Annotated in this window: 19 protein-coding genes; 3 read left to right on the top strand and 16 right to left on the bottom strand. The window is 43.9% G+C overall.

Annotation, left to right across the window (positions count from 1 at the left end; all coding sequences use genetic code 11):
• Window positions 1-4 precede the first annotated feature (4 nt).
• From ATE37_RS06085 to ATE37_RS06075, 3 genes are all read right to left on the bottom strand, one after another.
• Window positions 5-679: a DNA methyltransferase family protein gene (locus ATE37_RS06085; protein ID WP_084868373.1), complete on the bottom strand. Its 675-nt coding sequence runs from the start codon at window positions 677-679 to the stop codon at window positions 5-7.
• Between the two features lie 151 nt (window positions 680-830).
• The gene (locus ATE37_RS10765) at window positions 831-1592 is read right to left on the bottom strand and encodes a DUF6261 family protein (RefSeq protein WP_180382769.1); all 762 of its coding nucleotides are present in this window, start codon (window positions 1590-1592) and stop codon (window positions 831-833) included.
• 428 nt (window positions 1593-2020) lie between these two features.
• Window positions 2021-4654 (bottom strand): DEAD/DEAH box helicase family protein, encoded by a 2634-nt coding sequence (locus ATE37_RS06075; RefSeq protein WP_084868509.1) that lies wholly within the window; start codon window positions 4652-4654, stop codon window positions 2021-2023.
• A 135-nt stretch (window positions 4655-4789) separates the two neighbouring features.
• Between ATE37_RS06075 and ATE37_RS06070 the strand changes: the two genes are divergently transcribed.
• Window positions 4790-5407: a TVP38/TMEM64 family protein gene (locus ATE37_RS06070; RefSeq protein ID WP_084868372.1), complete on the top strand. Its 618-nt coding sequence runs from the start codon at window positions 4790-4792 to the stop codon at window positions 5405-5407.
• Between the two features lie 280 nt (window positions 5408-5687).
• On the opposite strand, the gene scrK is transcribed toward ATE37_RS06070, so the two are convergent.
• Window positions 5688-6575, bottom strand: coding sequence for a fructokinase ScrK (gene scrK, locus ATE37_RS06065; protein WP_000164288.1), 888 nt, complete (start codon window positions 6573-6575; stop codon window positions 5688-5690).
• 158 nt (window positions 6576-6733) lie between these two features.
• Entirely contained in the window at window positions 6734-8620 is a 1887-nt protein-coding gene (locus tag ATE37_RS06060; protein ID WP_084868371.1) for a sucrose-specific PTS transporter subunit IIBC, read from the bottom strand.
• Between the two features lie 378 nt (window positions 8621-8998).
• Between ATE37_RS06060 and ATE37_RS06050 the strand changes: the two genes are divergently transcribed.
• Complete coding sequence (locus ATE37_RS06050; RefSeq protein ID WP_084868369.1) at window positions 8999-10453, top strand: sucrose-6-phosphate hydrolase; 1455 nt, start codon at window positions 8999-9001, stop codon at window positions 10451-10453.
• A complete protein-coding gene (locus ATE37_RS06045) occupies window positions 10434-11399 on the top strand; it encodes a LacI family DNA-binding transcriptional regulator (protein WP_084868368.1) in 966 nt (321 codons plus the stop codon). Before ATE37_RS06050 ends, ATE37_RS06045 begins: the two co-directional genes overlap by 20 nt.
• A gap of 141 nt (window positions 11400-11540) precedes the next feature.
• On the opposite strand, the gene ATE37_RS06040 is transcribed toward ATE37_RS06045, so the two are convergent.
• The 11 genes from ATE37_RS06040 to gmk all read right to left on the bottom strand — a co-directional run bounded on the left by ATE37_RS06040 (window position 11541) and on the right by gmk (window position 23721).
• Complete coding sequence (locus tag ATE37_RS06040; protein ID WP_084868367.1) at window positions 11541-12815, bottom strand: hydroxymethylglutaryl-CoA reductase, degradative; 1275 nt, start codon at window positions 12813-12815, stop codon at window positions 11541-11543.
• Window positions 12815-13987, bottom strand: coding sequence for a hydroxymethylglutaryl-CoA synthase (locus tag ATE37_RS06035; protein WP_180382768.1), 1173 nt, complete (start codon window positions 13985-13987; stop codon window positions 12815-12817). Before ATE37_RS06035 ends, ATE37_RS06040 begins: the two co-directional genes overlap by 1 nt.
• Window positions 13988-14105: 118 nt before the next feature.
• Complete coding sequence (locus tag ATE37_RS06030; protein WP_084868365.1) at window positions 14106-14561, bottom strand: threonine/serine exporter family protein; 456 nt, start codon at window positions 14559-14561, stop codon at window positions 14106-14108.
• A 1-nt stretch (window position 14562) separates the two neighbouring features.
• Window positions 14563-15321, bottom strand: a complete 759-nt coding sequence (locus ATE37_RS06025) for a threonine/serine exporter family protein (protein ID WP_084868364.1) — start codon at window positions 15319-15321, stop codon at window positions 14563-14565.
• Window positions 15322-15406: 85 nt separating this feature from the next.
• Window positions 15407-17287, bottom strand: coding sequence for a Stk1 family PASTA domain-containing Ser/Thr kinase (pknB, locus tag ATE37_RS06020; protein ID WP_084868363.1), 1881 nt, complete (start codon window positions 17285-17287; stop codon window positions 15407-15409).
• A complete protein-coding gene (locus tag ATE37_RS06015) occupies window positions 17284-18024 on the bottom strand; it encodes a Stp1/IreP family PP2C-type Ser/Thr phosphatase (protein ID WP_084868362.1) in 741 nt (246 codons plus the stop codon). The genes pknB and ATE37_RS06015 overlap by 4 nt, the downstream gene beginning before the upstream one ends.
• A gap of 15 nt (window positions 18025-18039) precedes the next feature.
• Complete coding sequence (gene rsmB, locus ATE37_RS06010) at window positions 18040-19353, bottom strand: 16S rRNA (cytosine(967)-C(5))-methyltransferase RsmB (RefSeq protein ID WP_180382767.1); 1314 nt, start codon at window positions 19351-19353, stop codon at window positions 18040-18042.
• On the bottom strand, window positions 19346-20281 hold the full coding sequence (gene fmt / locus ATE37_RS06005; RefSeq protein ID WP_084868360.1) for a methionyl-tRNA formyltransferase: 936 nt from the start codon (window positions 20279-20281) through the stop codon (window positions 19346-19348). Before fmt ends, rsmB begins: the two co-directional genes overlap by 8 nt.
• Window positions 20282-20293: 12 nt before the next feature.
• Window positions 20294-22690, bottom strand: coding sequence for a primosomal protein N' (locus ATE37_RS06000; protein WP_084868359.1), 2397 nt, complete (start codon window positions 22688-22690; stop codon window positions 20294-20296).
• A gap of 65 nt (window positions 22691-22755) precedes the next feature.
• Window positions 22756-23070 carry a DNA-directed RNA polymerase subunit omega gene (rpoZ, locus tag ATE37_RS05995; RefSeq protein WP_002875802.1) on the bottom strand — a complete coding sequence of 105 codons (315 nt, stop codon included), beginning with the start codon at window positions 23068-23070 and terminating at the stop codon, window positions 22756-22758.
• A 24-nt stretch (window positions 23071-23094) separates the two neighbouring features.
• A complete protein-coding gene (gmk, locus tag ATE37_RS05990) occupies window positions 23095-23721 on the bottom strand; it encodes a guanylate kinase (RefSeq protein ID WP_084868358.1) in 627 nt (208 codons plus the stop codon).
• Window positions 23722-23791 lie beyond the last annotated feature (70 nt).

Raw genomic sequence — 23791 nt, 5'->3', positions numbered from 1 at the left:
AATTCTATTCTCCCAAGGTATAAACTTTTTTAATCCTTACTTGACGGACTTCTTTATTTTGCATGTTTTCTTCCGTGAGTTCAAATAAGCTTAGTTGTCCTTCAACCATTTTCCCATTATCAACTATATCTTCACCAAATAATTCAGCAAATGTAAAAGGAATTTTTTCAACCAAACTAGGATAACCCTTTATTCGTTTCCACTCATTAAACATGATAGGCTCATCTGTATCAGGATGTCTTTTTGTCAATGTATTCCCTCTAACAATATTTTTAGTAATTAAGTAACGAGCTGATTTATATAAATCATTTCTGCTACTCAATCTTTCTCCAAATACTTCCTCAAACCAATCAAGATAATGCAAAAACATTCTTGCTCTAGCAACTTCAAGATTATCTTCAAGATATTCAATTCCATAAATTGATGATAAAGCGAATAAAGATTTTGTTTTCCAATTTTTATTGTCATAATTCCTAGTTACAGCAGAGAGTTTTCGTTCAAGTATTGCCTCTAAAAAATTTCCATCACCTGCTGACGGCTCTAGAAAAGTAGCATAAATATCTTCTGTTTTCTCCCTTATCCCTTGAGTATCTAGCATCTTTTGGACCATCCATGAAGGGGTAAAAACCTCTCCGTGTTTCTGTACTCTATCCTTAGATTTGATAATATTTTCTTCCATAAGTATTCCCAATCTTTAATCAACTAGTTTTTAGTACGTTTGAATTTACACATATAAAATGAATTAGATTTCATCTACTATTTTCTAATATTATACCACGAATCCACCAAAAAACGCCTTTAGATAATAATATATCTAAAGACGTTTATCTTTATCCTGCTACTTGTGTAGTTTCCTCTTCTTTCACTTTCTTATCCTTCTTACTTGAACCAGTCAATCGTCGCTTGCTATCTCGGATTGTGTTCAGGTCCTTGAGGAGTTGAGTCAGGTGTTCCTTTTCAGGATAGGCTTCTGCACTGGCTGCGGTATAGCGCATAAAGAGATCGTAGATGCTGGTTAGTTCGGTGCGGACTTGTCTGGTCTTGCCGACTTCCTTGGCAGACTTATGCGCACGCGCCTGACTTTCCACTATATCATACTCCTCCTGAGCACTAATCACCGCCGTCAGCATGGGTGTCAGTCCTAGACTGGTCACTGCCGTGTGATAGGGTTCTTCACTGAGGGTTTTGAGCAAACTCTTGATTTCTGCCGTTTCCACATCATTGCTGTGCTTGGTGATATCCTTGTACTTAGCAAAGACTGGTTTCAAGGTCTCATGGGCTTCTTTGAGTTTGGTCTCCTTGATCTTAGCAAATCCTCTATGAAGGGTAAAGAGACCGACCAAGGCACTATCACGATTGCGATCGACTTCAGTCAGATTCGTCGCTTCTTTCTTTTCTACGATAGCTAGTTGGGCTTGGAAGTCTACTAGCTTGCTCTTGAAGGAATCAAGGTGCTTGCTATACATATCCTCGTCCTTGTGTGCCTTGGCAAAAACTTCTAGTAATTGACCCGTGTCTACCATGAGACTTTCAAACTCACGGTTGGTAAAGTTGGTATAGCTTAGCGGACGGATAGTGAATGTTTTTGTCATGATGATAACCTTTCTATTTCCATTATTTCAAAAAGGAGTTTTCCCTTAAATTTATAAATCCATTCTAACAGTTACTTTAAAAGATTTGTCCCCCCTTCCTCTGAACTGTCAATATTTTCATCTAAAATGTACTTTTCAGGGCAAATCTTTTATTTCCAAAACAAAAAATCTCTATCTGACTGGAAACATTTCCGTCTGTCAGATAGAGACTCTTACTATTTTTAGATTTTAACTTTTCTAGCTTTAGAATACATATAAATTTTAGGAAAGCAGACTATTCGAAAGTTCGAAGACCTCAAAACTTTCTCAGCTAGACCATTCGAAGCTTAGAATGCTCATAAATTTATGTATTTCTTGTCATTCTAAGTTTAGAATGCATATAAACTTTAGTAAATTCATATCTTCGAAACTTCGAATAGCTACCTCCCCTACTCCAACTGGCTTTTAACCTTCTTCTTAGTCAAGATACGGTCGTTTTTGTTAGAGAGAGCTTTGATACGAGCTTCGAGAAGGATTTTCCGTCCGGCCTCTGTTCGTGTGTAGACGAGGTGATAGCGTCCGATAGTAGGCATCAGAAAGTTTAGGAATTTCTGTGCATCTTCCTTGCGCTTGTCAAAAAGACTAGGCACGACATAGTAAGGTGACTGACCTTGTCGGACTTTCTCTGCCTTCAAGAGATAGCGCTGGTTGTCCACTGGAGCAAAGAATTCTCCCACAGTCTGCGCAAACAATTCCTTATCTCTCATACTACCTCCCTTGAGATAGGCGAAAACCAAATAATTTTCCTTATCCTCCTCTACCTGAATACGAGATTGGTCATCTGTTAGATGCCCCGAATCTAGCAGAGCCTTTCGGATCTGCTCACCCAGAGACTGCAAGCGTTTATAGGGACTCTTATAGCAGAGGTAGCGCCAAGATGCAAAGGCCAAAAAGAGGAGACAAGCTGCTGTAAGCCACCAAACTCCAGTTAGTCTCATTCTAAACAACAAAACCAATAAATCCACTGCTAACAGCAACAAAGACATGCGTACCCATTTTAATGCATCAAACTGGAGCATGATTGGAATTTTCTGTTTTTGAGTCGCAACTTCAGTGACAATCTCAAATTGATCTGCCACTACGAGAGAATCGTACCATTTTTTGCGCAAACCTGCTCGATCCTTGGATAACATCTTAATCCGTTCGTTATACTCTCTGATTTGCTTTTTCTTAAAAGGGGGCTTTGGAAAATCCAAACGATCCAAACCGGTCTCAATACTCTCCTGATTATAGGCCAGTCCAAGAAAATGTTCCATACGACGAGACAAGGTTTGCAGATCCTGATTGCTCTCTGGTCTTGGCTCCTCACCAGGAAGAGTGATGAGCGCTTGCGCTTGAACGGCTACCAGATGCCAGATGTTACTGGTCTTTTCTGGATGTCCCGGCCAGATACGAATGGCACGCCCCCGCATCTGGTTACTCAGCATAAAGCTCCCCACAAAGCTTCCGAGGATTAGGGAATTAACACAAGGAGCATCCCAACCCTCTCCGAGGAGAGATTTGGTTCCGACTAGGACTTGGATCCGACCGCGTTGGAAAAGTTCCGTCACCGCCGCTACAATACCCTTAGCCGTACTAGGGAATCCCACCAGCACATAATCCTCTTGGTCTAACTGACCAATAGACGAAAAACTAAGATGAACCTGAGGCAAGAGTTCCTTCAACTCTGCTGCCACATTGGTGGGAAGAATAACGATACTCCCTGACAAGACAGCCAAAGATACAGCTATCTCTTGCTCCTGAGCTTTGCGACGAATGCTTTCAAAATAAGGGAGAACCCCCAACTGAGAAATGGTTGCCTGATTATCTCCCAGATAGGTGGCAAAATCCTTGCGAATATAGTCAGCTAGTACTAACTGTCTCAGTTCCTGACCTAGACTCTCATACTCTGTCAAAAAGATATCGGCAATGGCAGACAACTTCCCCAGAGATTGGGTTAAAAGCTGGTCAGAAGCCTTGGACTTAACTAGATAAACCTGACGTTTTTCCACCAACCCACGCGCCTTCAAGTCAGCCTCTAACTTTTTCCTATATCCATCTGGATCCTCATACCAATCTGATGTCTGATAGAGTATGCTCTGCAACAGCGTCTCCAGCCAGTAGGAGGTCAATGCTGGAAGCTTCTGGGTTCCCAGTAAATTTTGTAAAGAGGGAGGAATTGTTAACCCCTGAGAATGCATATAAATCAACATAGCAGACAAGTACTTGGGATCTTCTAAGAGCAAATCAGATGAAATATCCCCTTTGAGGACCTTCGAACCTAATACTAGAGCTTGAAAGTCAGGATCGACTATAAGGTGATGAATATAGTCCCACTTAGTCTCCTCAAACCATTTGAGACGTTCCGCCTCTTCAGCTGTTGGTGAACACATATAGACAAAATCCTGATGAGGGCAAAGAGTGTCTTCCTTTACTAGTTCAGGTACCGTGATTTCTTGGTCAATTTCCCCACACATTCGGATATAGCGTTCCCAGAGTTCAGGCTCGCTGTCATAAGGTGGTGTCGCTGTCAGGGAGATGACTTGCAGCGGTTCATACTGCTTGCGAAAGGCTTCCAGACTTTTCCACCATTCATTGCGCAGGTGGTGGCATTCGTCCAAACAAAGAGTCGCAACTTTCTGAGCTCTTAGGCTTGCAAGCAAATCAAACCCCACAAAATCCTCTGCTTCTCCATCTTCTTGTGATTGCAGTTGGTTCATGGCGCTATGAAAAGCCTGATAGGTCACAATCGTTAATACCTTCATCTCCTTTAAGTTTTGGGACACGAGGTCTGAAAGCCTCTGACCATCCTCTAGAAAAGCAGTTTGGATCCTATCTACCCATTGTTCACGAATGGTGACAGTTGGAACCAAGACAAGGGCTGGGTTGCCAAAACGAGCGATCAGCTCGATACCAATGGTGGTCTTGCCGGACCCTGGTGCCGCCACTAGGTGAACATGGCCATCTGTTTGATAGTTCTGAAAACGATTTAAGACTTCCTTTTGGTACTTTCTCCATCTTCCTTTAAATTTTAAATCTAACATTTCTTTCACCATTATATCTCTTGACTTACTCCTTTAATTGTACCACACTTATATAAAAAGCAAGATAAGGAATCAAATTAGTCTTTATAAGAAAAATATGGTATAGTAGAATCATACTATCTATAAGGAGTTTCTATGTCACAGCATAAGCAAATGAAAGCTGTTTCTCCCCTTCTACAGCAAGTCATCAATATCTCATCTATCGTCGGGGGAGTCGGCACCTTGATTTTCTGTATTTGGGCCTATCAGGCGGGTGTTTTACAGTCAAAGGAAACCCTATCAGACTTTATTCAGCAAGCTGGGCTTTGGGGGCCACCACTCTTTATCTTTTTACAAATCCTACAAACTGTTGTTCCGATTATTCCGGGAGCTTTGACCTCAGTGGCTGGGGTCTTTATTTACGGCCACATCATCGGAACCATCTACAACTATATCGGCATCGTGATTGGCTGTGCCATTATCTTTTACCTGGTACGCCTCTACGGAGCTGCCTTTGTCCAGTCCGTCGTCAGCAAGCGTACCTATGACAAGTACATTGGTTGGCTAGATAAGGGTAATCGTTTCGAGCGTTTCTTTATCTTTATGATGATCTGGCCTGTCAGTCCAGCTGACTTTCTCTGTATGCTGGCTGCCCTCACCAAGATGACCTTCAAACGCTATATGATTATCATCGTTTTGACCAAGCCCTTTACCCTAGTGGTTTATACTTATGGTTTGACCTATATTATTGATTTCTTCTGGCAGATGTTTTGAGAATAGAAAAATCCGTTTGGTTTCCCAAGCGGATTTTTAGAACGTAAATAGAAAATAGTCTGATACTAAATATACTTTGGTGTGGAAATCATGCCTATTTTTCGATAGTGAATCGAGGACTTACCTAGCCTTTCCGCTGTGATAAAAACACCTGAAATCTAATGGTTTCGATATGGAGCTTCGAAGAAAGTCGCTACCGTCCGTCATCACTTAAGGAAAGGCTCAAAAACATTTTCGTCAAACAAAACATCCGTTTGGTTTCCCAAGCGGATTGTTTGTTTTATTTTGCGACACTCTTAGCAAGGACAAAGTTCCCAAGTGTAGCAGAACCATTGCCTGCGACTGCTGGAGTCACGATGTAGTCACGCACATCTGGTACTGGTAGGTAACCGTTGAGAAGAGCAGTGAATTTCTCACGGACACGGTCCAGCATGTGTTGTTGGGCCATAACTCCACCACCAAAGACGATCACATCTGGGCGGAAAGTCACTGTAGCATTGACCGCAGCTTGAGCGATATAGTAGGCTTGAACATCCCAAACAGAGCTGTTGAGTTCGATGTTTTCACCACGAATCCCTGTACGAGCTTCAAGACTTGGACCAGCCGCAAATCCTTCCAAACAACCCTTGTGGAAAGGACAAACGCCGTTAAATTCTTTTTCTACATCCATTGGGTGTTTAGCCACATAGTAGTGACCCATCTCAGGATGACCCACACCACCGATAAACTCACCACGTTGGATAACACCTGCACCGATCCCTGTACCGATCGTGTAGTAAACCAAGTTTTCGATACGACCACCAGCATTGTTACGAGCAACCACTTCACCATAGGCAGAGCTATTTACGTCAGTGGTGAAATACATGGGTACGTTAAGGGCACGACGTAGGGCACCAAGTAGGTCTACATTTGCCCAGTGAGGTTTTGGAGTCGTTGTGATAAAGCCATAGGTTTTTGAGTTTTTATCGATATCGATAGGACCGAAAGATCCGATGGCAAGACCTGCAAGATTATCGAATTTTGAAAAGAATTCGATGGTTTTATCGATCGTTTCGATAGGAGTTGTTGTAGGAAACTGTGTTTTTTCTACAACATTAAAATTTTCATCTCCGACAGCACAGACAAACTTTGTACCGCCCGCTTCTAAGCTTCCATATAATTTTGTCATGATAAACCTCTTATCTTTGTTTTCTCTATTATAGCACATTTTAAAAGGCTAGATTTCTCAATATTTTAGATTTTCCTCTGTAAATCTTACCATCCAAGTAAAAACGAACAAACATGATATTTGTTCGTTTTGTTTTTAGATTTGATTTTCGAAGAGGACTAGGCTTTCACTTCGATGATAGCGTCACCCTTGACAACTGAACCACTTGCGACTGGTGTCACAGAAGCGTAGTCTGCTGTGTTGGTTACGATAACCATTGTTGTGTCGTCAAGACCTGCAGCAGCGATTTTATTTGAGTCAAATGTTCCAAGAACGTCACCAGCTTTGACCTTGTCGCCTTGAGCAACTTTTTGTTCAAAGCCTTCACCGTTCATAGTCACCGTGTCGATACCAACGTGGATCAAGATCTCAGCTCCATTTGCTGTCTTCAAACCATAAGCATGTCCTGTAGCAAAAGCAATCGATACTTCTGCATCAGCTGGTGCATAAACCACGCCTTGGCTTGGTTTTACAGCGATCCCTTGTCCCATTGCACCACTTGAAAAGACTGGGTCATTAACATTCTCAAGAGCAACTACGTCCCCAACGATTGGAGTTTGGATTGTTTCATTTTGAGGAGCTACTGGAATGTTACCAGTTGTTTCTTCTTGAACCAAACGTTCTGTTGCTACTTCAGAAGCAACTTCTTTTTCGTCCTCATAACCAAACATGTAAGTAAGGGCAAAACCAAGAACGAATGATACAGCTACCATAAGAAGGTATTGTAGCAATTGGCCGTTACCAACATACAACATTGTACCAGGGATGATGGTGATACCATTACCAGTACCAGCAAGTCCAAGGATAGAAGCCAATCCACCACCGATAGCACCAGCGATCAATGAAAGGAAGAATGGTTTACGGAAGCGCAAGTTCACCCCGAAGATAGCAGGCTCTGTAATACCGAGGAAGGCAGAAAGAGCAGCTGGGAAAGCAAGTGTTTTTAGTTTAGGATTCTTCGTTTTAACACCAACGGCAACAGTTGCAGCCCCTTGAGCTGTCATCGCTGCAGTGATGATGGCGTTAAATGGGTTCGCATGGTCAGCAGCAAGCAATTGTACTTCAAGCAAGTTGAAGATGTGGTGCACACCTGATACGACAATCAATTGGTGAACCCCACCGATGACCAAACCACCAAGACCGAATGGCAAGGCAAGAATCGCTTTTGTTCCGAGAAGGATGTAGTTTTCAACAACGTGGAAGACTGGTCCGATGACAAAGAGTCCAAGGATAGACATGACCAAAAGTGTCACGAACGGTGTCACCAAGAGATCCAAGACATCAGGAACCACTTTGCGGAGAGCTTTTTCAAACTTGGCTCCGACCACCCCAATGATGAAGGCTGGAAGAACGGAACCTTGCAAACCAACAACAGGAATGAAGCCAAAGAAATTCATAGCTGTTACTTCACCACCTGATGCTACAGCCCAAGCGTTTGGAAGCGAACCAGAAACAAGCATCATACCGAGGACGATACCAACAGCTGGGTTACCACCGAATACGCGGAAGGTTGACCATACAACTAAACCTGGTAAGATGATGAAGGCTGTATCTGTGAGGATTTGGCTGTAAATGGTAACATCTTCTGGAAGTGTCATCCCAAGAGCGTTCATGAGACCACGAAGACCCATGAAGAGACCAGTTGCTACGATAACTGGGATGATTGGCACAAAGACGTCACCGAAAGTACGGATAGCACGTTGGAACCAGTTTCCTTGTTTAGCAGCTTCAGCTTTCATGTCTTCTTTAGAAGAGGTTGGCAAACCAAGTGCAACGACTTCGTCGTACATTTTGTTTACTGTACCAGTACCAAAGATGATTTGGTATTGGCCTGAGTTAAAGAAAGCCCCTTGAACTTTATCCAAGTTCTCAATCACTTCCTTATTGATTTTCCCTTCATCTTTGACCATGACACGTAGACGAGTCGCACAGTGGGCAACACTGTTGACATTTTCACGTCCGCCAAGGGCTTCGATGACCTTTTTTGCAATATCCTGATTGTTCATTTGCAAAAATCTCCTTATAAAATTTTGTTCTTGTTTGAAAGCGATTTTATTCGCCCTACGACTATTATTTTATCATGTTTCTAAAATATGTCAAGCGTTTTGCAGAATTTTTTATTTTCTTTCTTTTGCGCCTGATTATTCTTGCTCGTTTTTGAGGGGTATTCTCTTTTTCCTCAAAAAAATATCTTTATACTTGAGGAATCAAGGCCTTTATTTACATTTTCTTTCATTTTTTCGTGAAAATTTGCCAGATTTCCTTTACTTGATTCCTGGCAATCGTTTGACATATTTTTCTCTTTTTTAACATAAAAGACTTGCTTTTTTTGCCGAAAACGTTTACTATTAATAATAGAATAGAACTTATGGAGGAAAGATAAAATGGAATGGACAACCGAGCGCCGTTACAGACGCTATGAAGACTGGTCTAATGATGAAATCAAGCAAATCAAGGAAAAGATGGCACAATCTCCTTGGCATACTCGTTACCATGTCGAGCCTAAAACAGGGCTTCTAAATGATCCAAATGGCTTTTCTTATTTTGATGGCAAATGGATTCTCTTTTACCAGAACTTCCCCTTTGGTGCAGCCCATGGGTTGAAGTCTTGGGTGCAGCTTGAAAGTGATGATTTAGTGCACTTTACAGAAACTGGAGTCAAAGTTTTGCCAGATACTCCATTAGATAGCCACGGTGCCTACTCTGGTTCTGCCATGCAGTTTGGCGATAACTTGTTCCTATTTTATACAGGAAATGTCCGTGATGAAAACTGGATTCGTCACCCATACCAGATTGGTGCTTTGATGGATAAAGATGGTAAGATTACGAAAATTGACAAAATCTTGATTGGCCAACCATCTGACTCTACTGACCACTTCCGCGACCCGCAAATTTTTAACTTCAAAGGTCAATACTATGCTATCGTCGGTGGACAGGACTTGGAGAAAAAAGGCTTCGTCCGTCTCTACAAGGCTGTTGACAACGACTACACAAACTGGCAAGCAGTTGGCGACCTTGACTTCGCTAACGATCGCACTGCCTACATGATGGAATGCCCAAATCTGGTCTTTGTAGGGGAGCAACCTGTCCTTCTCTACTGTCCACAAGGATTGGATAAAAAAGTTCTAGACTACGATAATATCTTTCCAAATATGTACAAAATCGGGGCTTCCTTTGATCCTGAAAATGCCAAAATGGTAGATGTGTCTCAACTTCATAATCTAGACTATGGTTTCGAAGCCTATGCGACTCAAGCCTTCAACGATCCAGATGGACGTGCACTAGCAGTAAGTTGGCTTGGGTTACCAGATGTTTCTTACCCATCTGACCGTTTTGACCACCAAGGAACCTTCTCATTGGTCAAAGAACTCACTATCAAAGATGGCAAACTCTACCAATATCCTGTCTCAGCCGTCAAAGAACTTCGTTCTGCTGAAGAGGCCTTCTCAAACCGTACTCAAACCAATAACACCTATGAACTCGAGCTCAACTTAGAATCCAATAGCCAAAGCGAGATTGTCTTGCTCGCTGACAAAGAAGGCAAGGGGCTTTCCATCAACTTTGACCTTGTCAATGGACAGGTGACAGTGGATCGTAGTCAGGCTGGTGAACAGTATGCTCAAGAATTTGGTACCACTCGTTCTTGCCCTATTGATAACCAAGCTACTACTGCCACTATCTTCATCGACAAGTCAGTCTTTGAAATTTTCATCAATAAAGGAGAAAAAGTATTTTCTGGTCGTGTCTTCCCACATGCCGATCAAAACGGTATCCTGATCAAATCTGGAAATCCAACCGGAACCTACTATGAATTAGATTATGGTCGCAAAACTAACTGATGTCGCAAAACTTGCAGGCGTCAGCCCCACTACCGTCTCACGGGTCATCAATAAAAAGGGGTATCTATCTGAGAAAACCATTCAAAAGGTCAATGAAGTCATGCGAGAGCTAGGCTATAAGCCCAATAATCTGGCTCGAAGTCTCCAAGGAAAATCTGCCAAGTTGATTGGACTTATTTTTCCAAACATCAGTCATGTCTTTTATGCGGAGTTGATTGACAAGTTGGAACACCAACTCTTCAAGAATGGCTACAAGACTATCATCTGTAACAGCGAACATGACTCTGAAAAAGAACGGGAGTACATTGAAATGCTGGAGGCCAACCAGGTCGATGGTATCATTTCTGGAAGTCACAACTTAGGAATCGAAGACTACAATCGTGTGACAGCACCGATTATTTCCTTTGACCGAAATCTATCACCAGACATCCCTGTCGTCTCCTCTGATAACTACGGTGGCGGTGTCCTCGCAGCCCAAACTTTGGTCAAGACAGGCGCCCAGTCTATCATTATGATTACAGGAAATGACAACTCGAACTCACCAACTGGACTGCGCCACGCTGGCTTTGCCTCTATTCTCCCGAAAGCGCCTATTATCAATGTTTCGAGTGACTTTTCTCCCGTCCGAAAAGAAATGGAAATCAAGAATATCTTGACCCATCAGAAACCAGATGCGATTTTTGCTTCGGATGATTTGACAGCTATCCTGGTTATCAAAATCGCTCAGGAGCTAGGTATCTCTGTTCCTGATGAGCTCAAGGTCATCGGCTATGATGGGACTTACTTTATCGAGAACTACTATCCTCACCTGACAACGATTAAGCAACCTATGAAAGAGATTGCCCAACTCACTGTTGATCTTCTCTTGCAGAAGATTGAAGGCAAAGAGGTCGCGACAACCGGTTACTTCTTACCAGTCACCCTATTACCAGGAAAAAGTATTTAATACTATTCGAAAAGCTCTTCAAACCACGTCAGCGTCGCCTTACCATACTCAAGTACAGCTTACGGCCAGCTTCCTAGTTTGCTTTTTGATTTTCATTGAGTATAAATACAAGAAAACTCAGACGAATTCGTCTGAGTTTTTTTATGATCTTAAGTTTTCGAGATAGCGCTGGGCTGTCTCTAAGTTAAAGGTTTTATCTGCGATGAGGCGCTCAACGAGGGGAGCAACTTCAGACTCACTAGCACCTGCTAGGAGAGCTAGGGATTTGGCCTGTAATTTCATGTGGCCTTGCTGGATGCCCGTACTTACCAAGGCTTTGAGGGCCGCAAAGTTTTGGGCGAGACCGATGGACACGATAATTTGAGCTAATTCCTTGGCAGAAGGATTTCCCAGTAGTTCATGACTGAGGGCTACACGTGGGTTGAGTCCGATAGAGCCACCCTTGGTCGCTACCGGCATTGGTAGGGTCATCTCACCGACCAATTCTTCTCTTTCCATGTCCAGCGTCCATTGACTAAGGCCTTGATAGCGTCCGTCTCGACTAGCAAAGGCATGGGCCCCAGCTTCGATGGCACGCCAGTCATTACCAGTGGCAATCAAAATGGCATCGATACCATTAAAAATCCCTTTATTGTGAGTCGCTGCTCGGTAAGGATCAGCCTGCGCAAACTGGCTAGCCAAGGCTATCTTCTCCGCAATTTCTCGTCCTTGGTCCCTTTGGGGACTCAAGTAGCGAAAGGCGATACGACAGCTTGCAGTCACCAGAGAATCGGTCGCGTAGTTGGACAAGATCCCCATAAGGCTCAGTCCCTGACTGAGTTCTTCTAAGACTGGTTTCAAAGCCTCCAGCATGGTGTTGAGCATATTGGCTCCCATGGCTTCCTGAGTATCAACATGGAGATACACAACGAGAAAGTCTGTTTCACCTTTGATCTGCTCTACATGCAAATCACGCGCCCCGCCACCACGTTTGACGATAGACGGATAGGCTTGATTAGCAAGTTCCAAGAGCTCGGCTTTCTTGCTGGCAATCTTCTCTTGCGCTAGCTCTGGATCAGTAACATGATAAAGTGCTACCTGACCAATCATCTGACGCTCATGTACTTGAGCAGTAAAGCCACCTGCTCGCTTGATGATTTTGCTGGCATAGCTGGCCGCAGCAACCACTGAAGGTTCTTCTGTCACATAGGGAACTGTGTAGTCCTGACCGTTCACCAAAAGTTCTGGAACGATAGAATAAGGCAGAGAAAAAGTTCCTACCACATTCTCACTCAGCTGGTCTGCAACTGCCAAGCTGACTTGTTCATCCTGCTCCAGACTGGTTTGCTTTTCAGGACTAAGGAGCGCCTGAGCTTTCAGTAACTCAAGGCGCTCATGGTATGATTTTTTAGAAAATCCATTCCAACTTAACTTCATTATTTTTCAACCTTGCTATAACGGCGTTGGTGGTCGACAATTTCAACCAAGGCATAGTCTTGATGTTCATAACCTGCAAATTGGGCTGAACCAGATTCATCCAACTGCAATTCTTCAAAGAAGACTTTTTCATAGTCTGCAACAGACAATGCTGTACGTTGCTTGAGTTTGCTCAAGCGATCCTTATCAAGGTAGGCCTCGTAGCCTTCAACCAGTTCTCCACTAAAGAACTCTGAAACCGCTCCACTTCCGTAACTGTAGAGGACAATTTTATCTCCAGCCTTCAAATTTTCTGCATTTTCCAAAAGGGAGAGAAGCCCAAGGAAGAGGGAACCTGTGTAGATATTCCCAATCATCTGACTGTAGAGAATGGACTTATCAAAGTTTTCTTGCAGACTATCCTTTTTTTCCTGAGACAAAGTCTTATCCATCATCTTGCGCAAGCCTTTTAGGGCTAATTTGGGATAAGGCAAATGGAAGCAGATAGCCGCAAAATCATTCATAGTCCAATCATAGCGTTTCTTGTATTCATCCCAAGTCGTCGTAAGACTGTCAAGATATTGCTGAGTTGAGTACAAGCCGTTTACATAAGGAGTAGTTGAATAGTTCGGACGCCAGAAATCCATAATGTCACGCGTTTGGGCAACATTATCATTGTTAAAGGCCATGGTACGCGGATTTTGCGTAATCAACATCGCCACACTCCCAGCTCCCTGAGTTGGTTCACCTGGAGTCGCTACACCATACTTGGCAATATCACTGGCGATGACCAAGACCTTGGACTTTGGAGAATTTTCCACATGCAACTTGGCATAATGGAGGGCGGCTGTTGCTCCGTAACAAGCTTCTTTGATTTCAAAACTGCGAGCGAAAGGCTGGATACCTAATAGACCGTGAACAAAGACCGCTGCTGCCTTACTCTGGTCAATCCCTGACTCGGTCGCCACGATGACCATATCGATTTCTTCTTTTTCTTTATCTGTCAAAATAGAGTTGCTTGCACTGGCAGCTAAGGTGACAACATCCTCAGTCAATGGTGCAATGCTAATTTCGTTTAATAAGAGACCCTTACTATATTTATTCGGATCAACTCCTCTTGCTTCTGCTAGGTCTTGTAATTTCAAGACATATTGACTGGTTGCAAAACCAATCTTATCAATACCGATTGTCATATTTACCTCTGTTTTTTCATTCATTGTAAAAAATCGTTCTATTCTATTTTATCACAAATAGGAACAAATGAGAGAAAAAAGACTTGATTCAACAAATCAAGTCTTTGCTTTGACGGCATTAGGAGGATATGCCTCGCTGTTTTCGGATATAGTAATAAAGCTTCAGAATCACTGTTCCACTTGCCATCCCGATAGAAATGACCAGGGCCAACATAACTACTAGTGTTGCACTGGTAAGGGCATGACTGTAATCGCCTGTCACAAAGAAAGCTGTCGTTCGATAGGATAGATAACCTGGCACCAAGGGGGCAAGAATGGCCAAGACAAAGACCACCGCTGGTGTCTTATAGACAATACTTAAAATCTGGCTGATGCAAGAACCAATTACTGCTGCGATAAAGGTCGCAATAATAACATTGGTTGGTTCTTTGAGCACGAGATAGAGGAGCCAAACGCCCATTCCCAAAACACCACCAGGTAGGAGCATGGAGCGTTGAACATTCAGTACGATTAGAAAGGTGATAATGGCGAGTAAACTCGCCACTGCTTGGAGCAAAATACTTGTTAGAGTCATCTTATGTCATCAAAACCAGGGCGACAGAGGTGCCAGCCCCTAAAGCGAGGGTAATGAGCAAAGATTCAAACATCTTGCTCATACCAGAGTTGATATGGTTGGTCATGATATCCCGAACTGCATTTGTCAGAGCAATCCCTGGAACAAAGGGCATGACCGCTCCCGCTATAATCAGGTCTGCCGTCGAAGGAAATCCTGTATAGCGGGCCCAGAACTGGGCGATCAATCCGAAAACAAAGGCACCCGCAAAGGCCGTTACAAAAGGAATGCGGACAAACCTCTCTACGTAGAGAGAGAAGGCAAATCCAAATAAGGTCGCAATAGCCGCACCAAAAGCGTCATAGACATTACCCCCAAACATAATCGAGAAGAAAGGGGCACTGAGGGTCGCTGCTACGGTCACTTGGAACTTGGTATAAGGAAGGGCTTGATTGCCGATTTCTTTCAGCTTTTTAAAGGCTATCGAGAGATCAATCTGCCCTCCGACAAGCTCCCGTGATACTTGGTTGACATCACACACTTTTTCAATGTTATAGGAGGATGAGGTCACCCGTTTCATCCGTGAAATATTGGTATTTTCGATAGAAAAGAAAATAGCTGCTGGCATGGCAAGAACGTTGCAATCCACTATTCCCTGTGAATGAGCGATACGGATCATGGTGTCCTCAACCCGATAAATCTCCGAACCGCTTTTTAAGAGAATGGTTCCAGCTAACATAATGACATCAATAACGGCATTCAACTCTCTTGATTCGTCCATTTTCTCCTCCTTTTCTGCTTCCTATATTTTATCACAAAAATCAATGAAAAAAAATCTTTGTCATGAAATCATGACAAAGATTCGTTTAATCTCGAGAACTTTCACGGGTTCCTTCACTATTTGATTGACTAGTTGAAGAAGTGTTTCCTTGTTGGTTCCCCTGATTTGGAGTTGTAGAAGAACCTTGGTTCCCACGTTGTGCAGAACTAGAAGATGAAGTTGACGGTGGTGTTTTCGGTTTGTAGATGGAAAGTTTGATACGCGTGCTAGCAAGGTCAACCTGTTCACCCGCTTTTGGTGTTTGATCTACAACTGTACCTTCTGCTGTCCCTTCAGGAGCAGTCGAAACCTCGACAACCTCAATATTGGCCTCTTTTACACCGACAATCTGAGTCAAATTATTCTTTGTAAATTCGAGACTTGAACCAATATAACTTGGCATAGAAACGCTTGTTACTTTCTTAGCAACCGTTAAAGTAATTGTGCTGGCTTTTGAAAGATCATAAGTCGTACCTGCTGCAGGACTTTGTCTGAGAATGGTTCCAGGTTCGCTTTCGCTGGATTCTTCCTCTTCCATCTTGATTAGATTCTCAGGAACCTTCTTCTCCTTGAGTTCAGCTACGACATCCGTATACTTGCGTCCAACATAATTGCTCAATTGGAAAGATTGCTTACCAGAAGAAACAATCAAATTGACCTTGGTTCCTTCTTTTCGACCGCTACCAGCTTCTGGATCCGTTCGAATAACACGTCCCTCTGCTACCGTATCGCTGGCCTCTGACTTTTCTTCACCGGCTTCAAACTTGGATTTTTTAAGAGCTTCCTTAGCCTCTGCAACGGTTTGTCCAGCTACGTCAGGAATAGCAATCGTTGCTGGTGTTCTAGATAAAATCCAGACCAAAGAGGCTGCAACTAATAAAAGACTAGCTAAAAGAATCATATAGCGAGCCTTAAACTTCCGCTTTTTAGTTGGCTTTTGCGTAGGTGCTTGCTCTGGGGTTAATTTCTTTGACTGAGGACGTTCTTCCTGCGCCGGAGCTTTTGGAATCGATGTCAGTGTACTTTGTGGAACTTTAGGTAAAGTCTTCGTGTCTGCCTTACTCGCATCGTCAAAGATCAGTTTCGGTTCATTTCGACGATTATAAGACAAGCTAGTTGACAAGTCCATATACATTTCTGAAACAGACTGATAGCGATCAGACAATTTCTTAGCAGTTGCCTTGATGACAACATTTTCCAAAGCCTGAGGGACAGATGGGTTTTCAGCAATGACGGACGGAAGTGGCTTCTGGAAATGCTGAAGGGCAATCGTAACCGCACTATCCCCATCATAAGGGATATGTCCCGTCAGCATTTCATAGAAAATAATCCCCATTGCATAGATATCACTCTGGAAGGTCGCTTTAGAACCACGCGCTTGCTCAGGTGACAAATAATGAACCGAACCCAGCATCGAGTTGGTCTGGGTCAGACTCGTCTCTGCAAAGGCCACTGCAATCCCAAAGTCAGTAACTTTAGCAGTTCCATCTGGTGTCAAGAGGATATTTTGAGGTTTCAAATCTCGGTGAACAATTCCTCTAGCATGAGCTAAACGCATAGCCAAAAGAATCTGTCCCATAATCCGAACCGCCTCTTCATTTGAAAGAGGATAGTGTTCTTTGATATAACGCTTGAGGTCAAGTCCTGCTACGTATTCCATAGCTAGGTACTGTTGGCCATCTTCCTCACCGATATCTGTTATCCGGACGATATGAGGATGGTCCAGATCCGCCATAGCCCTCGCTTCCCGCTGGAAACGTGCCACAGCAATCGGGTCCGTCTGGTAGTTGGTCCTCAGGACCTTAACTGCCACCTCTTCCCCATCTAGGATCAAATCCTTGGCCAAGTAAACATCTGCCATGCCTCCTCGACCAATCTGCTTGACAATCCGATACCGCCCGGCAAAAATCTTGCCGATTTGGATCATTCTGCAGCCTCCTCGTTCATGTAAACAAGGGCAACCGTAATGTTGTCTAAACCTCCTGCATTGTTAGCAAAACGAATGAGGGTGGCCGCCTTGTCTGCTAGGGAAATATCACTGGTTACAATATCATAAATTTCGCTTGCCGAAATCATATTGGTCAAACCATCACTATTGAGCAAGAGATAATCTCCTAACTCCAGTGTAATCATCCCAAAATCAGGCTGGATTTCATCTTTTTGTCCGATCGACTGGGTGATGATATTCTTTTGAGGGTGAGTTTCTGCCTCTTCTGGAGTCAATTGACCAGCCTTGAGCAATTCATTAACCAAGGAATGGTCACTCGTCAACTGGTGGTATTCTTCTCCACGAATCAAACCGATACGAGAATCTCCAATGTGAGCATAGATGGCTTGGTTGTCAATAAACGCAACAGCTTCTAGCGTTGTCCCCATGCCTCTGTAGGCTTCGTCCTGACCTAGTTGATGAATTTTTTGATTTTCAATCTCCAGGTAGTGGGCAAACCACTCACGAACTTCATTGACTGAGTCAATTTGGGTATCCACCCAAGCCACACCAAGGTCTGTTACCGCCATCTCACTAGCGATATTTCCTGCACGGTGCCCTCCCATCCCGTCAGCCAAGATGATCATAGTGCGTCCTGCTCGGTTGACAAAGTGATTGACATAGTCCTGATTATTTGTCCGTTTCTGACCAACATCTGTTAATAATGCTATTTCCATTGTGTCAGTTCCTTCCTATTCTGATATCTTGCGAAATTGGCTGATAAAGAATCCATCACTTCCATACAATTCAGGAGTGATCAGGATGCAGCCATCTTTCAGGATATCTTTACATTCGTGTTCTAGTTTAACCTGCTCGAACTCGGGATGACTTTCTAAAAACGCCTCAACGACTTGAAAGTTCTCCTCAGAGACAATAGTACAGGTACTATAAGTTATTATACCACCTTTTCGTAGCGTTTGACAAACACTACCTAATATTTCCAGCTGAATTTCCTGTAAGGATGTGAAATCTGCTGTTTCTTTATTGTATTTGATGTCTGGTTTGCGGCGTAAAAGTCCAATCCCAGAACAGGGAGCATCTACTAAAATCTTATCAAAAGAGTCCCGACCGAAAAACTCATGCACTTTTCTGGCATCCAATTTTTGCGTTTGCACTCGATCTGCCACACCTAAACGCTCCGCATTTTCTTGGATCAAGTCCAACTTATGGTCATACAAGTCCAGAGCAGTTACCTGACCTGTAGCGAGATAAGAGGCTATATGAGCTGTTTTTCCACCCGGAGCGGCACATGCATCCAGGACCTGCTCATCGCCTTGTAAATCAAGAGTCGGAGCAACCAGTTGACTGGACTCGTCTTGAATGGTTATAGCCCCTTCTGCGAACAAATCATGTCCTGCAAAGTGGCCTTGCTCCTTGACCAGACCAGTGGCAGCCAAAGGGGAATCAGTCGCCTCTAACAAGGCTTTGATTTCCTCTTTTCGGCTCAAGTTGGTCACCCGGATGCTAGCCTTGTTGCGTACCAAGAGACTTTTAAAGATGGCTTGTGCTCGCTCTTCACCGTACTCTTCCTTGAGCTTAGATACTAGCCAAACTGGGAGAGAATAGGTAATGGAATCACGCTTATTTTTTCGCTTAATGCTGTCAATATCTGGCCAGTCTTCTCGTAAGATACGACGCAGGACGGCGTTGACCAATTTTTCACTGCCTTTTTTACGCGCTTTGGCGAGTTCTACTGCTTCATTGACCACTGCGTGATTAGGAACCTTATCCAGATACCGAAGTTGGTAGGCGCTCAGAAGAAGCAGGATATAGAGCCAGCTATCTAGCTTATCCCGGTCTTCGATAAAGTGGGACAGGTACCATTCCAGAGTGAGTTTTCGGGCTACCGTTCCGTAGACAATCTCTGTCACCAAGCCCTTATCTGCTGCTGAGAGTTGACTCCCCTTTAGGTATTTGTTTAAAGCAATATTGGAGTATGCTTGGTTAACTAAAACATCCTCTAGCACTGCTAGAGCTAGACTTCTAGCCGTTTCTACTTTAGTCACCAAATCGTTCTCCTACAGTCAGTGTCCGTCCAACTCCGTTGAGGAAGGAAGCGATATCCATCTTAGGTTTACCAGCTGGCTGCACTTGCTTGAGAGACAGAGCACCTTCAGCCGTTGCGACGATCAATTCCTTCTTGCCAATAGAGAGGATCTCGCCTGGAGCTCCCTGACCTTCTACTGGCAGGGCTTCATAAATCTTAAAGCGGTCTCCCTTGAGAAAAGTGTGGGCAACAGGCCATGGATTCATCCCTCTGATTTGGTTGAAGAGTTGACGGTTAGTCTTATTCCAGTCCAACTTTTCTTCCTCTGGTTTGATATTTGGCGAGAAAGTGACCTGGCTTGGATCCTGAGGCACAGGTTTGATCTCCCCAGCAATATAGCCAGGCAGGGTGTCCAAGAGCAAGTCACGACCTACAATCGCTAATTTCTCAAACAAAGTGCCAACATTGTCCTCATCTGTGATGGGAACACTGCGACGAGAGATCATATCTCCTGCATCCATTTCCTTGACCATCTCCATAATGGTCACACCAGCTTCCTCATCCCCTTGAATCAAGGCATAATGAATAGGGGCACCACCACGGTGTTTGGGAAGAAGGGAAGCGTGAACGTTGACCGCAAAGTCCATGCTATCAAGGAGTTTACTTGGGAGAAACTGCCCAAAAGCAGCAGTGATAATCCCATCCGCCCCTAGATTCATAATGGCTTCCATCTCTGGGCTTCCAGATAATTTTTCAGGCTGGTAGATAGGAAGGCCAGCTTCTTTGGCAGCCTGCTTGACTGGGGTTTCTTGGATCACTTTTTTACGGCCAACAGCGCGGTCTGGCTGGGTCACAACTGCTAAAATCTCATAACGATCATCTGATAACAAACCCTTCAAAACTGTCGCTGAAAAATCGGGTGTCCCCATAAAGATTAGTTTTGTCATTTCTTCTCCTTCTTATAAAAATTGCTGCGGTTCGTGGTCAATGCTGAGACGAAGCTCGCTATTTTCCCGTTCTTGAGTCAAGGCCAAAACTCGATTGAGGGTTGGTCCTAGTTCATCTTCTAAACGGTATTTAATCAAAATCTGGTAATGATAAAGGTTGTGGGTACGGGCAATGGGTTTTGGTGTCGGTCCAAGGATTTTACTAGTTTCCGATAAACCTGATCGCAAAATTCCCATGACTTCATAGGCACGTTTGACAACCTCTTCTTCTTTCTTGTGAGAGAGGGTAATCCCAATAGTGAAATAATAAGGCGGGTAGCCGAGTTGGCGTCTGATGCCCATTTCATAAACGTAAAAACCTTCATAATCCTGTTCCTTGGCAAATCGAATGGCATAATGCTCAGGATTGTATGACTGAATCAAGACCTGCCCAGCTTTTTCCGCACGTCCTGCACGACCAGCCACCTGAGTTAAGAGTTGGAAGGTTCTCTCAGAAGAACGGAAATCAGGCAGATTCAAGGCCGTATCTGCATTAAGAACTCCGACCAGAGTCACATTTGGAAAATCCAAGCCCTTGGCAATCATCTGAGTTCCCAACAAGATATCTGCTTCCCCTCGGCCAAACTGGTCAAGAAGAGCTTGGTGACTGCCTTTCTTACGGGTCGTATCCACATCCATCCGCAGAATGCGTGCCTGAGGAAAGAGCTCTGCTAGCTCATCATAGGCTTTCTGAGTCCCCGTCCCGTAGTAACGAATACTGCGACTCTGACAGTTGGGACAGACATGAGGAATTCCCTTAGAAAAGCCACAGTAATGGCAGTTCATAGTCTTGGTATCCATATGCAGGGTGAGAGAAATGTCACAGTTGGGACAAGTATCCACCGTCCCACAATCCCTACACATAACAAAGCTAGAATAACCCCGACGATTGAGCATGAGGACTACCTGCTCTTTTTTATCTAGGCGATCTTGAATGGCCTCTAGCAAAGGGGGCGTAAAGTTTGATGTCTCATTCTGCCCGATATAGTCCCGAAAGTCAATCACTTGAACCTCAGGAATAGTGGCTAAAGGATTGGCCCGTTGGGTTAGACGTAAGTGGTGATAGACACCTTTTCCAGCCCTCGCACGGCTTTCTAAGCTCGGTGTCGCCGAACCAAGGACCAGAGCCGCTTGATTGTACTGGGCCCGTAAAATGGCGACCTCTCTAGCATGGTAACGTGGATTGCTGTCTTGCTTGTAGCTGGCTTCATGCTCTTCATCGATAATGATAACACCTAGATTTTTTATAGGTGCAAAGATGGCCGATCTGGCTCCAACCACAACTTGAGCATCTCCACGCTCGACCTTGCGCCATTCATCGTACTTTTCACCATTAGACAGGCCTGAGTGAAGAATAGCTACTTTCTCGCCGAAACGAGCAATGAAACGCTCCGTCATTTGTGGCGTCAGAGAAATCTCAGGTACCAGCAAAATAGCCGTTTTCTCCTTGTCCAAGGCTCCTTGGATAATCTGTAAGTAAACCTCAGTTTTCCCACTTCCTGTAATCCCTTGAAGGAGGAAAGGAGGCTGTTGACTGCCAATAGCACTGACAACGGCATCACGCGCCTGTCTTTGTTCAGGATTCAATTCCAAAGGTGTACTTGCTTCAATGCCTTCAAAATAAGCGGCTGAGCGTTGCACTTCCTTTTGGACAAGGGTTAGAGCTCCTTGCTCCACAAAGAAGTTGACTTGCTCGCGTGAGTAGGACTCTAACAAACTAGCCAGAGGAGCGCTTTCAGGATGAGCTAGCAAATAGTCTCTCAGCTCTGCCTTTTTCTTAGCACGCGCAGAAATCTCAATCTGCTCTAGTCGAGTGGCATCAATCTCATACCAAGACTGGGTCTTGACCTTCTTTTGATCGACTGCCTGGTATTCTAAACGGAGCAAACCTTTCCTGGTCAAGCGCATCATTTCTGCCTGCTTGGCTAAATCTAGAGAAGAAAAGGCTAGCGAATTTTCTGAACCAAACAAGCGCTCTCGGTCTGACTGCCTCAGACCTTCCAGAGGATAGAGAATCTTATCATAACTGGAGTTTAAAAATCCTGGAAGCATGGCTTTTAGAATGGAGATCTTGTAAGAAAAGACTGACTTACGAAGCTCCTCAGCCAGCCAGAGTTGCTCCTGAGTCAAGACGGGAGAAAAGTCTAGAACTTCTGCAATCTCTTTCAAGTCCTGATCAGCCACTTCTTCATCCGACTGCGACTCCAAGCCAAGAACAATCCCTTGTATCAAACGATTGCCTTTGCCAAAAGGCACATGAACCCGCATACCGACTTCTAGCATCTCTACAAATTCCTCTGGGATCTTGTAACTGTATGGCTGGTCCGTCTGCATCAGGGGAACATCCACGATAATCTTTGCAATAGCCATCTTCTCACCTCCTTCTTGTCAGCAAATTCTTGCAATAGAAAAAATAAGATTGAGTCCCCCCAACCTTAAATTTTTTCACCATCTTCTTTTTCTTTAGCAATTTGCTCTTTGATTTTCTTTTCTTCTTCTTCTCTGCGGCGTTTTTCTTCTTCGATACGGAGACGAACCGCTTCACGTTTTCCTTCTGGATCTGGGTGAATGGTTACATTTCCAGACTCGATTTCTTCTAAAGCACGAAGAGTTGATTTTTCAGACTTAAACTCTTGAGTTGCTGGCGCGCCTGCTTCTAGTTCGTGGGCACGTTTTGCTTCCAAGATTACGAGTGAATATTTTGATGGCACCTTGTCGAGCAAGGTATCAATAGAGGGTTTTAACATCATTTGCTTGTACCTGTTTCCTATAGTTTATCGAGTAGTTGGAGATTTTGGCAACATCTCCTGGTAGTGACCAATGACACGGTCCACACGGAAGTGTTCTGCTTCGATCACACGCTTGACACGTTCAGCGGCGAGGGGCACCTGATCGTTGACAATGGCATAATCATACTCACGCATGAGGGCAATTTCTTCCTTGGCTTTTTCGATTCGTTGAGTAATCACTTCAGCGCTATCTGTTCCACGACCTACCAAACGATCTTGTAATTCATCCAAATCTGGTGGTGTTAGGAAGATAAAGACAGCATCTGGAACTTTTTTCTTAACCTGAAGGGCTCCTTGGACTTCAATCTCAAGAAAGACATCGATTCCCTTGTCCAGAGTTTCATTGACATAAGTCAGAGGAGTTCCATAGTAGTTACCGACATATTCTGCATATTCCAACATCTGACCTTGACGGATCAGCTCTTCAAACTCTTCACGAGTACGGAAGAAATAGTCCACTCCGTCCACTTCACCAGGACGTTGCGCGCGTGTCGTCATCGATACAGAGTATTGAAATTGATTCTCAGAACTCTCAAAAATCTCTCTTCTAACCGTTCCTTTCCCAACTCCTGAAGGGCCAGAAAAAACGATTAGCAAGCCTCGGTCTGCCATTATGTCTCCTTTAGTTAGTCTGTGAAATAAAGTAAAATTTCTCTCGGATACTGATGATCGCGTCAGTTAT

It is taken from the genome of Streptococcus oralis subsp. tigurinus (genome assembly GCF_002093575.1).
GTDB classification, from domain to species: domain Bacteria; phylum Bacillota; class Bacilli; order Lactobacillales; family Streptococcaceae; genus Streptococcus; species Streptococcus oralis_CH.
This window is presented reverse-complemented; position numbering and strand designations above follow the sequence as displayed.